Origin of the sequence: Kitasatospora sp. NPDC101183, assembly GCF_044767945.1 — a bacterium.
Lineage (GTDB): Bacteria > Actinomycetota > Actinomycetes > Streptomycetales > Streptomycetaceae > Kitasatospora.
Window position 1 is genome coordinate 32,357 of record NZ_JBIWOW010000011.1, and the last position, 13,330, is coordinate 45,686.

Sequence of the window (13,330 nt, forward strand, 5' to 3'; positions counted from 1 at the left end):
GGCGGCCGCGGGGGGGGGGGGGGGGGGGGGGCCGGCGGGGGGGGGGGGCCCCGGGGCCCCCCCCGGCGGGGGGGCCGGCCCCCCGCGCGGGGGGGCCCCCCCCACCCCGTTTCTTTACCTGGGAAGCTTTCCTTACCTGGTCAGCTTTCTTCCCATGCCTGCCTTCTGCCTCGGGCAGATTTCTTACCCGGTCAGCGCTTGCGCAGCCAGTCCCCGAAGGCCTCCAGCGCCGGGCCGGGGTCGCGGCGGCCGATGCCGAGGCGGAACCGGTCGGTCGGGGTGGGCGTCAGCTCGGAGCGGTAGGCGCTCGCGGGCAGCAGGAGCACGCCCGCCTCCTCGACCAGGCCCGCGCAGAACGCCTCCACGCCGTCCGCCCCGAGGTAGCGCGGGAAGGCCGCGCAGCCGCCGTCCGGGGCGCGCCACTCGAAGAGGTCGCCGAACTCCGCGAAGAAGGCGTCGAAGCGCGGGGTGTTCTCCGCGATGATCGCCCGGTTGCGGGCCAGGATCGACTCCCTCGCCGTGACGGCGATCCGCGCCAGGATCTCGCTGGGCGCCGAGTTGCAGATGGTGGTGTAGTGCTTGGCCCGCTCCAGCCGGGAGCGCAACTCCCGGTCCCGGCAGGCGATCCAGCCGATCCGCAGCCCGGCCAGGCCGAGCGACTTGGAGACGACGTTGAGGGAGAGCGCGCTCTGCGAGAGGTCGGCGGCCTGCGGCAGGGTGCGGGCCGGGTCGGCCTCCAGGCCCCGGTAGACCTCGTCCGAGAACAGCCGGATGCCGCGCTCCTCGCACAGCTCGACCAGCCTGGCGAAGTCGGCGGCCGGGATGACCTTCCCGGTGGGGTTGTTCGGGAAGTTGACGGAGACCACCCTGGTGTTCGGGCGCAGCGCGGCCTCCACCGCGTCGAGGTCGAGCGCCCAGTCCTCGTGCTCGTCCAGCGCGACACCGGTGACCTCGCAGAGGGAGAGCGGGATCGTCTCGGCGGACTGGTAACAGGGGGTCACCACCACGGCGTGGTCGCCCGGCCCGAGCAGGACCTGCATGGCGAGGTTGATGGCCTCCTGGGCCCCGCCGAAGCAGAGCACGTCGTCCGCCTCGACGCGGTCGTACATTCCGGCGATGGCCCGGCGCAGCCCCGGGTCACCGAAGGTCTCGGTGTAGCCGAGGGCGAGGGTGTCCCAGGCCTCGCGGTCCTCGGGGCCGGCCAGGGCGAGGATTTCGGCCATGGTCATGGTCTGGGCGTCGGAGGCGGCGAGGTGGTGGCGGGCGGTGAACTCCCAGCGGGAGAAGTAGGTTTCGAGCCGGAAGTCGGGCAGCTGGGCCATGGTCGTGGTCACTCGCTCTCGGGTGCGGGGGTGGGCGTGGGGGCGGACTTGAGCTCCGCGATCAGGGCGTAGACGGTGGAGCGGGAGATCCGCAGGGCGGTGGCGACGGCGGGGGCGGCCCGGCGCAGGGCCAGCACGCCGGAGCGGTCGAGTTCGCGCAGTACGGCGAGCCGGTCCTCGCGGGTGAAGCGCTCCAACGGGCGGCCGTGGGCGCGGACGTGACCGCCGATCACCTCGTTCATCCGCTCCGTCCAGTCCCGTTCGAAGAGCGGCTCGGGGCGCGGGGCGGTGGGCGCGGCGAACCCGGCGAGCAGGGCGGCGGCCTGCTCCAGCGGGCCCCGGTCGAGGTTGACGCAGAGCACCGCCGAGGCCCGGCCGTCCGCGTCGCGCAGCACGGCGCTGACGGAGGAGAGCCTGCGTCCGTCGGGCAGGAGCTTCTGGTACGGGCCGTAGACGTCGGGGGCGGCGGGGTCGATCCCGTCCAGTTCCCCGAGGAGCGACTGGTCCCCCGGGCCGCGCGCCGTCATCGGGTTCCAGACGGCGAGGACCCGGTCGGCGACGGCGTCGTGCAGGACGACCTCGGCGTACGGGCCGAGCAGCAGGGCGACGGCCTGGGCGACCGGGGCCCAGGCGCGAACGCGCGGGTCCTCCGGGAGGCGGGCGTCGGCAGGGGTGTCGGCGGGGGCGTCGGTCATGGTTCGGACTGTACGTCCGACTCGGACGTTCCGTCCAGTTCGGACACGATGTCCGATCCGGACCGCTTCCGACCGGGGTGCGGCGGGGCGTGCAGGAAATTGGAGTTGCCGAGTCGCATTCGTATAGCGTTCCGAGCGTGAGGCTGACCAAGAGCACCGACATCGCCCTGCGGATCGCCATGCGACTGGCCGTCCTGAGCGAGGGCGACAACCCGACCACCCGCGAGGTGGCCGAGTCCGTCGGCGTGCCGTACACCCACGCGGCGAAGGTGGTCAGCCGACTGCAGCACCTCGGGGTGGTGGAGGCCCGGCGCGGTCGCGGCGGCGGGCTGATGCTCACCTTCGCGGGCCGCACCGGCTCGCTGGGGCTGCTGCTGCGCGAGCTGGAGGGCGTCGGCGACGTGGTCGGCTGCGAGGACGACCCGCCGTGCCCGCTGCGGGCGGCCTGCCGTCTGCGCGGAGTGCTCCGGGGCGCGCAGGAGGCGTTCTTCGCCTCGCTCGACCCGCTCAGCGTCGAGGACCTGGTGGCCCCGCCCACCGGCCCGGTGCTACTGAGCCTGACCTCGCGCCCCGCCGACTGACCCCACCACTTCCCGAGTGAGGCCCGTCATCCTCCACAGCCTTTAATACGAATCTGAGATACCAGTAAGGAGCCCGACTGATGCTGTCCGCGAAGTCCGCCGAGGTCATCGAGGCCACCCTGCCCGTCGTGGGCGCCGCGATCGGTGACATCACCCCGCGCTTCTACGACCGGCTGTTCGCCGCGCACCCCGCGCTGCTGCGCGACCTGTTCAACCGGGGCAACCAGGCCAACGGCACCCAGCGCGAGGCCCTGGCCGGCTCGATAGCCGCCTTCGCCACCGCCCTGATCGCCCACCCCGACCAGCGGCCGGACGCGATGCTCGCCCGCATCGCCCACAAGCACGTCTCGGTCGGCATCACCGACGCCCAGTACGCGATCGTCCACGAGCACCTGTTCGCCGCGATCGTCGAGGTGCTCGGCGAGGCCGTCACCCCCGAGGTCGCCGCCGCCTGGGACGAGGTCTACTGGCTGATGGCGAACGCGCTGATCGCCGTCGAGGGCCGGCTGCGCGCGGAGGCGGCCGCCGGCGGCGACCCGGCCGGCCTGTGGCGCCCGTACACCGTCGTCACCCGGTACCAGGAGACCGAGGCCGTCACCACCTTCGTCGTCCGCCCGGCCGACGGCGGCCCGCTGCCCGCCTCTCGCCCCGGCCAGTACGTCTCGGTGCGCGTCGAACTCGCCGACGGCGCCCACCAGATCCGCCAGTACAGCCTCTCGGGCGGCGCGGACGGCGCCCTGCGGTTCAGCGTCAAGCGCGAGCCCGGCGGCGAGGTCTCCGGCCACCTGCACGACCACCTGCGCACCGGCGACACCGTCGAACTCGCCCCGCCGCTGGGCGACGTCTCCCTCGCCGAGGGCGACGGCCCGGTGCTCCTCGCCTCCGCCGGGATCGGCAACACCCCGATGACGGCGATGCTCGACCACCTCGCCACGGCCGGCTCCACCCGCCGGATCGTCTCCGTGCACGGCGACCGCGACCAGCTCTCCCACGCCTTCCGCGCCGACCTGGAGCAGCTGACCGCCAAGCTGCCGGACGCCGTGGCGCACGTCTTCTACGAGCGGCCGCTGGGCGAGTGGCCCGCCGAGCGCACCGGCCTGGTCGACCTGTCCACCATCGAGGTCCCGGCCGGCACGACCGCCTACCTGTGCGGGCCGCTGCCCTTCCTCAAGTCCGTGCGCGAGCAGCTCCTCGCCGCCGGCGTGCGGGCCGCCGACATCCACTACGAGGTGTTCGGCCCCGACCTCTGGCTGGTATGAGGCCCGAAGATCCCCCACCGGCGCCGGTCCGCTCGCTACGATCACGCGAGCGGGCCGACGGCGGATCGAGTGGAGGGGACGGGGAGTTGCGCGTCGCACTGTTCGCCACGTGCGTCAACGACGCACTGTTCCCGGGGACGGCGGTGGCCACCGTCCGGCTGCTGGAACGGCTCGGCGTGGCGGTGGACTTCCCTCCCGAGCAGAGCTGCTGCGGGCAGCCGCAGTACAACACCGGCTACCGGCGCGCCTGCGAGCCCCTGCTGCGGCGCACGGCGCGGGCCTTCGCCGGGTACGACCACGTGGTGACGCCCTCGGGCTCCTGCGTGGCGATGGTCCGCGACACCTACCCGCGCGTCGGAGCCCGCGCCGCCGCCGAGGGGCGCGGCCGCGAACTCGCCGACTCCGCCGCTGACTTGGCGCCCCGGGTGATCGAGCTCACGGAGTTCCTCACCGACGTGCTGGGCGTCGAGGACGTCGGCGCGTACTTCCCGCACACCGTCACCTACCACCCCTCCTGCCACGGCCTGCGGATGCTCGGCCTGGGCGACCGGCCGCTCCGGCTGCTGCGCGCCGTCAAGGACCTGGAGCTGGTGGAGCTGCCCGGCGCCGAGGAGTGCTGCGGCTTCGGCGGCACCTTCGCCGTCAAGAACGCCGCCGTCTCCGCCGCCATGGGCGAGGACAAGCTCGCCGCCGCCCTCGGCACCGGCGCCCAGGTCCTCTGCGGGGCCGACAACTCCTGCCTGCTGCACCTCGGCGGGATGCTGCGCCGCACGGGGGCGCCGCTGCGGCCGCTGCACCTCGCCGAGATCCTGGCCGCCACCGAGCAGCACCCCTGGAGGCCCGCGTGACGGACGCCACCTTCCTCGGCATGCCCACCTTCCTCGGCATGCCCGCCTTCCCGCAGGCCGCCGCCCGGGCCGTACGGGACGAGCGGCTGCGCGCCAACCTGCGCCGGGCGACCCACACCATCCGGGACAAGCGGGCCCGCGCGGTGGCCGAACTCGAGGACTGGGAACGGCTGCGGGCCGCCGGAACGGCGATCAAGGACCACACCCTGCGCCACCTCGACCGCTACCTGGTGCAGTTGGAGGAGGCCGTCACCGCCGCCGGCGGCACCGTGCACTGGGCGGCGGACGCCGAGGAGGCCAACCGGATCGTCGCCGACCTCGTCCGGACCACCGGAGAAGGGGAGGTCGTCAAGGTCAAGTCCATGGCCACGCAGGAGATCGGGCTCAACGAGGCGCTCGCCGCCGAGGGGATCACCGCGTACGAGACCGATCTCGCCGAGCTGATCGTGCAGTTGGGCGAGGACCGGCCCTCGCACATCCTCGTCCCCGCGATCCATCGCAACCGGGGCGAGATCCGGGAGATCTTCGCCGAGCGGATGGCCGCCTGGGGCCGCCCCGCGCCCGAGGGGCTCACCGACTCCCCCGCCGAACTCGCCGAGGCCGCGCGGCTGCACCTGCGGGAGAAGTTCCTGCGGGCCCGGGTCGCGGTCTCCGGCGCCAACTTCATGGTCGCCGAGACCGGGACGCTGGTGGTCGTCGAGTCCGAGGGCAACGGCCGGATGTGCCTGACGCTTCCGCGCACCCTGATCTCGGTGGTCGGCATCGAGAAGGTCGTGCCGACCTGGCGGGACCTGGAGGTCTTCCTCCAACTGCTGCCCCGCTCCTCCACCGCCGAGCGGATGAACCCCTACACCTCGCTGTGGACGGGCGTCAGCGAGGGCGACGGGCCCTCCGAGTTCCACCTCGTCCTGCTCGACAACGGCCGCACCGGCATCCTCGCCGACGAGGTCGGGCGGCAGACGCTGCGCTGCATCCGCTGCTCGGCCTGCCTGAACGTCTGCCCGGTGTACGAGCGGGCCGGCGGGCACGCGTACGGCTCCGTCTACCCCGGCCCGATCGGCGCCGTCCTCACGCCCCAACTGCGCGGCACGGCGAGCCCGGTGGACGCCTCGCTGCCGTACGCCTCCTCGCTGTGCGGGGCCTGCTACGAGGTGTGCCCGGTGGCGATCGACATCCCGGAGGTGCTGGTGCACCTGCGCGAGAAGGTCGCCGAGCAGGGCGGACACGGGCACCGGCTGGAGCGGGCCGCGATGGGCGCCGCCGGGTACGTCCTGGACCACCCGGCCGTGCTCGCCGCCGCCGAACGCCTCGCCGGGCGCACCCGGGCGCTGCACCCGCGCCGGCTGCCCGGGCCCGGGCGGGCCTGGACCGACAGCCGGGACCTGCCCGAGGTGCCCGCCGAACCGTTCCGCGACTGGTGGCGGAGGAACCGCCCATGAGCCCCGAAGCACGTTCCAACGCACGGGAGTTGATCCTCGGCCGCATCCGCGCCGCGCTGGACGGCGCGCCGGAGGCGCCCGAGCCCGTACGCGACTACCTGGCCTCCCACGCTCCGGCCGACGACCCTGCGGCACTGCTCGACCTGCTGCACCGCAACCTGGCCGACTACCGGGCGCTGGTCCACCGCTGCACGGAGGCCGAACTGCCGGGCCGGATCGCCGGGTTGCTGGCGGCCCGGGGCAGCCGGACACTCGCGGTGCCACCCGGGCTGCCGCCCGCCTGGCTCGCGGGGACCGACGTCCAACTCCTGCCGGACGACGGCACGTTGACCGCCGCCCGGCTGGACGCGGTGGACAGCGTGCTGACGGGCTGCGCGCTGGCCGTCGCCGAGACCGGGACGATCGTGCTGGACGCCGGCCCCGGGCAGGGCCGGCGCCTGCTCACGCTCGTGCCCGACCACCACCTCTGCGTCGTCCGGGCGCCGGAGCAGGTGGTCGCCTCCGTACCGCTCGCCCTCCCGCGCCTGGACCCGCGCCGCCCGCAGACCTGGATCTCCGGGCCGTCCGCGACCAGCGACATCGAACTGGACCGGGTGGAGGGGGTGCACGGGCCTCGCACCCTGGAGGTTCTGCTGGTAACTCCTTCCGTCAGGGCCTGAGTTCGAGGGTGCAGCACTTCGCCCCGCCGCCGCCCTTCAGCAGCTCGGAGACGTCCACCGGGACGGGCTCGTAGCCGTGCTCGGCCAGCCGGCCGGCCAGGTGCTTCGCCGACTCGGGCAGCAGCACCCGACGGCCGTCCGAGACGGCGTTGAGGCCGAAGACCTCCGCGTCCGCCCGGTCCGCGAGGATCGCGTCCGGGAAGAGGGTGCGCAGCACGCGCCGGCTGTCGGCGTCGAAGGCCTCCGGGTGGTACATGACGTGGTCGTCGGCGAGCACCGCGAGGGCGGTGTCCAGGTGGTAGAAGCGCGGGTCGACCAGGGTGAGGGTGACGACGGGGGCGCCGAGGAGGCGGGCCGTCTCGGCGTGGGCGGCGCGCGAGGTGCGAAAGCCCGTACCGGCGAGGACGCGGCCGCCGACCACCAGGTGGTCGCCCTCGCCCTCGTTGACGTGGGCGGCGCGGTGCACCTCGCGGTAGCCGTGGGCGCGGAACCAGGCCTGGTAGGCGTCGGACTCGGGGGCGCGCTCGGGGTAGCGGAAGCTGGCGACCAGCGCCCGGCCGCCGAGGACGGTGGCGCCGTTGGCGGCGTACACCATGTCGGGCAGGCCCGGGACGGGCTCGATCAGCTCCACGGTGTGGCCGAGGCCGCGGTAGGTGCGGTGGAGGCGCTCCCACTGGCGCAGGGCGAGCGCGGTGTCGGTGGGCTGGGTCGGGTCCATCCAGGGGTTGATCGCGTAGTCCACGGTGAAGTGCGTCGGCCGGCACATCAGGTAGCGCCGCAAAGTGGCGGTGCGCTCCGGGGTCTGGCGGGGCATGGTCCTCAACCGTCCTTGCTTGGAGGGGAGTTCGCAGTGTCGGTCCGCGGTGGCGGGCGTTCCAGGGGCGGCTGCCCCGAGGCCGCCGGTCGCACACCCGCGCCGCCTTCCCCGCCGGGCGCAGACCCCCGCGCACCCGGCGCGGGCACCGGCGCACGCCCTGGGGCGCTCACCAGCGGACGGCCGTGAAGTCCACCGGGGCGGGCCGCAGCGCCCGGCACCGCAGCGCCAGCGCGTGCAGCCGCCGCTGCACCTCCTCGGCGGGCATCCACCGGCGGTCGCCGTGGCCGGGCAGCAGCCACTCGAAGCGCAGCCGGCCCAGGCTGCGGGCCAGGGAGGCGGCCTGCTCCTCGATCGAGTACCAGGTGATGGACTCGTGCACCTCCACGTCCCCGGTGGTCCGGGACCAGTAGAGGCTGTCGCCGCTGAAGCAGTGCCGCTCGTCGAGGACGTACAGCACGCTGCCGCGGGTGTGGCCGGGGAAGGGGTGGGCGACGACACCGGGGGCGAGGTCGACCGGGTCGGTGCCGCGCAGCACCCGGTCGGCGTCGGGGGCGGCGTCGAGGTCGCCCTCGTGGACGGTGAGGCGGGCGCCGAGCCGGTCGGCGTACTCGCGGCCGTGGGCGGCGTGGTCGCGGTGGGTGAGCAGGACGTCGGTGACGGGTCCGAGGGCCTCGTAGCGGGCGGCGAGGCGCTCGGAGTAGCGGGGCGTGTCGATCATCAGCCAGCCGTCGGGACGGCGACACAGGTAGGCGCTGGCGCCCGCCGTCTGCCGGGAGTTGTGGCCGAGCAGCAGGACGTCCCCGTCGGCCTCGCCGCCGTCGTGGGAGAGCGCGAGCGGGAACGGGTCGTTCTCCGGGGTGAGCGCGCCCGCGGCGGGCCGGATCGAGCGGGTCGGGCAGGCGTGGGCGGCGGCGAGCAGGCTCCGCTCCTCCGCCTCGCCCTTCGGCGGGCGCACGACTGCGGAGCGTCCGGCGCGCTCCTCGATCAGGCCGGGGGCGAACTGCCGGGCGGCGTCGCAGTTCATGCAGCGCTCGTCGACGGACCAGTGTCCGGGCGTGCCGGGGAAAGGCGTGAGGGCCATGCGGCGGTGCTCCTTCGAAGGACGGATGCGGGAGAGACTCAGGAGACGGACTCGGGAGACGGAGGGGCGCGGAACCGGCCGCCGAGGGTACGTGGTCCATCTCACGCTCTGCCAGGGCCACCTACGGTGGCGTAGGTCACTTGAGAAGGTGAACTATCTACGTCATGCCGAACCTCCAGGAGACCCTTGACCTCAGTTCGTACGCAGCCCTCGGGGACAGCTTCACCGAAGGACTGAACGACCCCGGCGCGGACGGCGCCTTCGCCGGCTGGGCCGACCGGCTCGCCGGGCTGCTCGCCCAGGGCCGCCCCCACGGCGGGTTCCGCTACGCCAACCTGGCCGTGCGCGGCCGACTGCTGGACCAGATCACCGCCGAGCAGGTGCCGCAGGTCAAGCGCCTCCAGCCCGACCTGGTCACCTTCTGCGCGGGCGGCAACGACATCCTGCGGCCCGGCAGCGACCCGGACGAGGTGGCCGAGCGCTTCGAGGCCGCCGTCGCCCAACTCGCCGCCAACGCCGGGACGGTGCTGATCTGCACCGGCTTCGACACCCGCGAGATGACGCTGCTCAAGCACCTGCGCGGCAAGATCGCCACGTACAACGGGCACATGCGGGCCGTCGCCGACCGCAACGACTGCAAGGTGGCCGACCTCTGGTCGCTGCGCGCCGTGCAGGACCGCCGCGCCTGGAGCGAGGACCGGCTGCACCTCTCCCCCGAGGGCCACCAGCGCGTCGCCCTGCTGGCCGCGCGCTCACTCGGCCTGCGCACCGCGCAGGACCCGGAGGCGCCCTGGCCGGCCCTGCGCCCGCTCTCGCCCGCGGACCAGCGGCGGGAGAACCTCCACTGGGCGCGGGAGCACCTGATCCCCTGGGTCGGGCGGCGGCTGCGCGGCGAATCCTCGGGCGACCACGTCGAGGCCAAGCGGCCGGAGCTGCTTCCGCTCTGACGGTCCGTCATTTCACTGCCCGACTGTCCTGCGACTCTTTGCCCGATCGTCCTCCGACATCCTCAGGAACCACCGCGCCGCCCCGGACGTCACTCCCCCCGTGAGTCATCCGTGCAGGTCACGGGTGACAGTCGAACAGAACGGACGGGCGGGGAGCAGTGGCAACAGACGCGGCGCGGCGGGAGTTCGCGGTCACGGGATTCGCGACGGAGCGGGACGGTCGGGCGCGCGAGCGCGGGAAGGCGCTGCGCGAACGGGTGCCGCGCGAGCGGCACGCCGAGTTCGCGCCCGCCCCCGGCCGCCCGACCGCCATCGAGGCGCTGGAGTCCTCCAACGCGGGCCGGATCGCCTCCCTGGTGCCGATCCGGGTCGGGCGGATGGCGGCCTCACCGTTCGCCTTCCTGCGCGGCTCGGCCGGCCTGATGGCCGCCGACCTCGCGGGCACCCCCGTCACCGGCGTGACGGCCCAGCTGTGCGGAGACGCGCACGCCGCCAACTTCGGCCTGTACGGCGACGCGCGCGGCCAACTCGTCATGGACATCAACGACTTCGACGAGACCGTACCCGGCCCCTGGGAGTGGGACCTCAAGCGGCTGGCCGCCAGCATCGTCCTCGCCGCCCGCGAGACCGGCGCGGGCGAGGCCGTCGCCCGCGACGCCGCCGCCCACACGGCCGGCTCCTACCGCCGCACCCTGCGCACGCTCGCCCGGCTGCCCGCGCTCGACGCGTGGAACGCCGTCGCGGACGAGCAGTTGGTCTCCTTCACCGAGGCGCACGACCTGGCCGAGGTCCTGGAGAAGGTCGGCGCCAAGGCCCTCAACAACACCAGCGCCCGCTTCGCCGCCCGCAGCACCACCCGTACGGCGGAGGGCGGTTGGCGCTTCACGGCGGCCCCGCCGGTCCTCACCGAGGTCACCGGGGCCACCGCCCGGGCCGTCGCGGACTCCCTCGGCCCGTACGTGGCGACCGTCCCCGCCGAGGTGCGGACGCTGCTCGCCCGCCACCGGGTGGAGGACGTCGCCTTCCGCGTCGTCGGCACCGGCAGCGTCGGCACCCGCTCGTACGTCGTGCTGCTGACCGACCACCGCGACCAGCCGCTCGTCCTCCAGGTCAAGGAGGCCCGGCCCTCCGCCCTCCTCCCGTACCTGCCCGGGCGCGGCGGCGCGCAGCCGCTGGAGCACGAAGGGCGGCGGGTGGTCCTCGGCCAGAAGCACATGCAGGTCGTCAGCGACACCCTCCTCGGCTGGACCACCGTCGACGGACTCCCCTACCAGGTCCGCCAGTTCCGCAACCGCAAGGGCAGCGTCGACCCGGCCGCCCTCCTCCCCGGCCAACTCGACGACTACGCCCGCATCACCGGCGCCCTCCTCGCCCGCGCCCACGCCCACACCGCCGACCCGGGCCTCCTCTCCGGCTACTGCGGCAAGAGCGACGCCCTCGACACCGCCATCGCCACCTTCGCCACCAGCTACGCCGACCGCACCGAAGCCGACCACGCCACCCTCCTCACCGCCATCCGCACCGGCCGCCTCCCCGCCGACCCGGGCGTGTAGCCGCACCGCCCCCCCTGCGCAGGAAGTCGGCCTCGCCGACTTCCTGCGCAGGGGGCTGAGCACCGTTGGACGGACAGGGCTGGGCTGGGCTGGGAACCGCTGAACGAGTGACTCCCATGTGACCGGTGGTTCACGGCGCTGCTTCGAGCTGCCTCTTGACCGCTGCCACCCGATCCGGCAGCGGACCCGGGGCGATGAACACGCACTCGTAGCCGAGTGAGGTGTAGGCGTCCCGGTGGACCTGCTCGAATCGCAGTGACTCCTCGAAGGTGATCAGCCGCGCGTCGGTCGGAGTGACGAACCCGAGGTTCTGGACGAAGAGGACCTTCTTCTCGTAGATGTGCCCGGCCCGGACGCGTTCCAGCTCGCGGGCCAGGCCCGACGTGACCGGATGTCCGAGATAGGTGGCCAGGGCGTAGGTGCAGACCGGTGACCGATCGTAGATCTGCACGGTGTCCGAGCGGGACGCGGCCTGCTCCTGCCGTCGGCGCTGCAGGTCGGTGATCGCGTCCAGGAAGGACGGTTTCGTCCAGGGCGCGGGTTCGCCTCGGGCCTGATGCAGGGCGATGACGTCTGTCGCCGCTTCCTCGACGACGGTGTAGCCGTCGTGCTCCAGTCGGCGCAGGATCGTCGTCTTCCCCGCTCCAGGGGTGCCGGTCAGGATGTAGCGCTTCATCAGTACGCCCCGAATGTCTCGGACGGGGACACTGCCCGGTCCACTTCCGTCGGATGGTGATGTCGTACGTGCCGTCCCGTCAGTCGCTCCGGGGCCGAAGGCGCTACCGCGTGGTGAAGGCGCCTCCGTTGACATGGATGGTCTGTCCGGTGATGTGCCGGGCGCCCGGGGACGCGAGGAAGCAGACGGTCTGAGCGATGTCGCCGACCGCGCCCGGCCGCTTGTTGTGCGTCTCCTCCACCAGCGCACGATGGCGTTCGTCGCTCAGCCGGCCGCGGAAGAAGTTGGTGTCCGCGATGTAGCCCGCGGAGATGACGTTGCAGGTCACTCCCCTGGGAGCGAGCTCCGCGGACAGCGAGGCGTTCCACGCGGCCAGGGCGGCCTTGGCCGCGCCGTAGGAGCCGCCACGGCGCTCGGCGCCGATCGATCCGATGCTGATGACGGAGCTGTCACTGGTGAGTTTGTCCTGGACCGCGGCCGTGGTCAGCACCGCGGTGAGCAGGTTCTGCGCGAGGTTGGCCTGCCACTGGGCGAGCAGCGCGTCCAGAGGCGCTCCATCGCCCGCTGTCCCCTCGGGCAGGCCACCGGCGGCGTTGACCAGGACGTCCAGCTCCCCGAGGCGGGCGGCAAGCGATGCGACCTGCCCCGGGTCGGTCGCATCACAGACGACGCCGTGCACCCCCAGCTCCTCGGCGGTCAGCTCGACGGTTTCAGCATGACGTCCGGTGATGAAGACCTCTGCCTTGTCGGCGGCGAACCTTTGGGCGACGGCACGGCCGATGCCGCTGGTCCCTCCGGTGATGACCACGATGCGGGTCATGGATCCTCCTGCCCACTGATACGTTTAGGCCTAAACATAGCTGGGATCGACAAGGAATCACATCGTGGCCGACGACGCCGCCGCAGGGGACTCAGTGCCCGCCCCTTCCGCCACCGAGATCGCCGCGGCCTGGCGACGGGAGCGACCGGGCACCCCGACCGAATCGATCGAGATCGTCACCCCCATCTGGTGGCTGGCCAAGCTCTTCACCGACGACCGAAGCCGGGCCCTGCGAGAGGCGGGGATCGACGCGGCCACCCTCGACCTGCTCTCCGTGATCCGCCGCTCAGGCCCGCCCTACACCCTCAGCACCCGCGAGATCGCCCGACGGACGCTGGTCACCGCCGGCGCGATCTCACAACGCGTCGCCCGAGCCGAACGCGACGGCCTCGTCGAACGAACACCGGCAGGCACCGGCCGCCGAGCAGTCCTGGTGGAACTCACGGCCGAAGGCCACGCGCTCATCGAGCGATCCGTCGACACCGTGCTCGGCCGGGAAGCCGCGCTCGTCAGTTGCCTGTCGGACCACGAACGCACCGCGCTCATCGCGACACTGCACAAACTGATGGCCGACGTCCGACGACGCACGACCCCCGAGGAAGGCTGAGCCCCTCGGCCCCGCCAACTGCTGTA

General features: G+C 73.4%; 14 protein-coding genes. 8 read left to right on the plus strand and 6 right to left on the minus strand.

Features of this window, described 5'->3' with window-relative positions; translation table 11 throughout:
- Positions 1–191 precede the first annotated feature (191 nt).
- On the minus strand, positions 192–1,334 hold the full coding sequence (locus tag ACIRRS_RS17040; protein WP_402971160.1) for an aminotransferase class I/II-fold pyridoxal phosphate-dependent enzyme: 1,143 nt from the start codon (positions 1,332–1,334) through the stop codon (positions 192–194).
- Entirely contained in the window at positions 1,331–2,017 is a 687-nt protein-coding gene (locus ACIRRS_RS17045) for a transcriptional regulator (protein WP_402971163.1), read from the minus strand. Before ACIRRS_RS17045 ends, ACIRRS_RS17040 begins: the two co-directional genes overlap by 4 nt.
- Before the next feature lie 137 nt (positions 2,018–2,154).
- Between ACIRRS_RS17045 and ACIRRS_RS17050 the strand changes: the two genes are divergently transcribed.
- The 5 genes from ACIRRS_RS17050 (at position 2,155) to ACIRRS_RS17070 (ending at position 6,803) form a co-directional block, all read left to right on the plus strand.
- Positions 2,155–2,598, plus strand: a complete 444-nt coding sequence (locus ACIRRS_RS17050) for an RrF2 family transcriptional regulator (RefSeq protein WP_402971166.1) — start codon at positions 2,155–2,157, stop codon at positions 2,596–2,598.
- Between the two features lie 80 nt (positions 2,599–2,678).
- The gene (locus ACIRRS_RS17055) at positions 2,679–3,857 is read left to right on the plus strand and encodes a globin domain-containing protein (protein ID WP_402971169.1); all 1,179 of its coding nucleotides are present in this window, start codon (positions 2,679–2,681) and stop codon (positions 3,855–3,857) included.
- Positions 3,858–3,943: 86 nt separating this feature from the next.
- Entirely contained in the window at positions 3,944–4,705 is a 762-nt protein-coding gene (locus ACIRRS_RS17060) for a (Fe-S)-binding protein (protein WP_402971172.1), read from the plus strand.
- A 20-nt stretch (positions 4,706–4,725) separates the two neighbouring features.
- On the plus strand, positions 4,726–6,144 hold the full coding sequence (locus ACIRRS_RS17065) for a LutB/LldF family L-lactate oxidation iron-sulfur protein (protein ID WP_402971639.1): 1,419 nt from the start codon (positions 4,726–4,728) through the stop codon (positions 6,142–6,144).
- Positions 6,141–6,803 (plus strand): lactate utilization protein C, encoded by a 663-nt coding sequence (locus ACIRRS_RS17070; RefSeq protein ID WP_402971175.1) that lies wholly within the window; start codon positions 6,141–6,143, stop codon positions 6,801–6,803. The genes ACIRRS_RS17065 and ACIRRS_RS17070 overlap by 4 nt, the downstream gene beginning before the upstream one ends.
- On the opposite strand, the gene ddaH is transcribed toward ACIRRS_RS17070, so the two are convergent.
- On the minus strand, positions 6,793–7,617 hold the full coding sequence (gene ddaH, locus ACIRRS_RS17075) for a dimethylargininase (protein ID WP_402971177.1): 825 nt from the start codon (positions 7,615–7,617) through the stop codon (positions 6,793–6,795). The two genes, ACIRRS_RS17070 and ddaH, sit on opposite strands and share 11 nt — an antisense overlap.
- 169 nt (positions 7,618–7,786) lie before the next feature.
- Entirely contained in the window at positions 7,787–8,701 is a 915-nt protein-coding gene (locus ACIRRS_RS17080) for a 4Fe-4S domain-containing protein (RefSeq protein ID WP_402971180.1), read from the minus strand.
- Between the two features lie 164 nt (positions 8,702–8,865).
- Here ACIRRS_RS17080 and ACIRRS_RS17085 point away from each other — a divergent pair, with 164 nt between their 5' ends.
- Positions 8,866–9,648 (plus strand): SGNH/GDSL hydrolase family protein, encoded by a 783-nt coding sequence (locus ACIRRS_RS17085; RefSeq protein ID WP_402971182.1) that lies wholly within the window; start codon positions 8,866–8,868, stop codon positions 9,646–9,648.
- A 158-nt stretch (positions 9,649–9,806) separates the two neighbouring features.
- On the plus strand, positions 9,807–11,201 hold the full coding sequence (locus ACIRRS_RS17090) for a DUF2252 domain-containing protein (RefSeq protein ID WP_402971185.1): 1,395 nt from the start codon (positions 9,807–9,809) through the stop codon (positions 11,199–11,201).
- Between the two features lie 130 nt (positions 11,202–11,331).
- Here the strand turns inward: ACIRRS_RS17090 and ACIRRS_RS17095 are convergent, their stop codons facing one another.
- Both ACIRRS_RS17095 and ACIRRS_RS17100 read right to left on the minus strand, forming a co-directional pair.
- Positions 11,332–11,877: an AAA family ATPase gene (locus ACIRRS_RS17095; RefSeq protein WP_402971188.1), complete on the minus strand. Its 546-nt coding sequence runs from the start codon at positions 11,875–11,877 to the stop codon at positions 11,332–11,334.
- Between the two features lie 103 nt (positions 11,878–11,980).
- Positions 11,981–12,697, minus strand: coding sequence for an SDR family NAD(P)-dependent oxidoreductase (locus tag ACIRRS_RS17100; protein ID WP_402971191.1), 717 nt, complete (start codon positions 12,695–12,697; stop codon positions 11,981–11,983).
- 64 nt (positions 12,698–12,761) lie between these two features.
- Here ACIRRS_RS17100 and ACIRRS_RS17105 point away from each other — a divergent pair, with 64 nt between their 5' ends.
- Positions 12,762–13,304 (plus strand): MarR family winged helix-turn-helix transcriptional regulator, encoded by a 543-nt coding sequence (locus ACIRRS_RS17105; RefSeq protein ID WP_402971193.1) that lies wholly within the window; start codon positions 12,762–12,764, stop codon positions 13,302–13,304.
- Positions 13,305–13,330 lie beyond the last annotated feature (26 nt).

Excerpts from the sequence above, each read along its gene's own strand:
- ACIRRS_RS17045 (WP_402971163.1), bottom strand. The coding sequence starts at position 2,017 with ATGACCGACGCCCCCGCCGACACCCCTGCCGACGCCCGCCTCCCGGAG.
- ACIRRS_RS17055 (WP_402971169.1), top strand. The coding sequence starts at position 2,679 with ATGCTGTCCGCGAAGTCCGCCGAGGTCATCGAGGCCACCCTGCCCGTC.
- ACIRRS_RS17065 (WP_402971639.1), top strand. The coding sequence starts at position 4,726 with ATGCCCACCTTCCTCGGCATGCCCGCCTTCCCGCAGGCCGCCGCCCGG.
- ACIRRS_RS17070 (WP_402971175.1), top strand. The coding sequence starts at position 6,141 with ATGAGCCCCGAAGCACGTTCCAACGCACGGGAGTTGATCCTCGGCCGC.
- ddaH (WP_402971177.1), bottom strand. The coding sequence starts at position 7,617 with ATGCCCCGCCAGACCCCGGAGCGCACCGCCACTTTGCGGCGCTACCTG.
- ACIRRS_RS17080 (WP_402971180.1), bottom strand. The coding sequence starts at position 8,701 with ATGGCCCTCACGCCTTTCCCCGGCACGCCCGGACACTGGTCCGTCGAC.
- ACIRRS_RS17085 (WP_402971182.1), top strand. The coding sequence starts at position 8,866 with ATGCCGAACCTCCAGGAGACCCTTGACCTCAGTTCGTACGCAGCCCTC.
- ACIRRS_RS17095 (WP_402971188.1), bottom strand. The coding sequence starts at position 11,877 with ATGAAGCGCTACATCCTGACCGGCACCCCTGGAGCGGGGAAGACGACG.
- ACIRRS_RS17100 (WP_402971191.1), bottom strand. The coding sequence starts at position 12,697 with ATGACCCGCATCGTGGTCATCACCGGAGGGACCAGCGGCATCGGCCGT.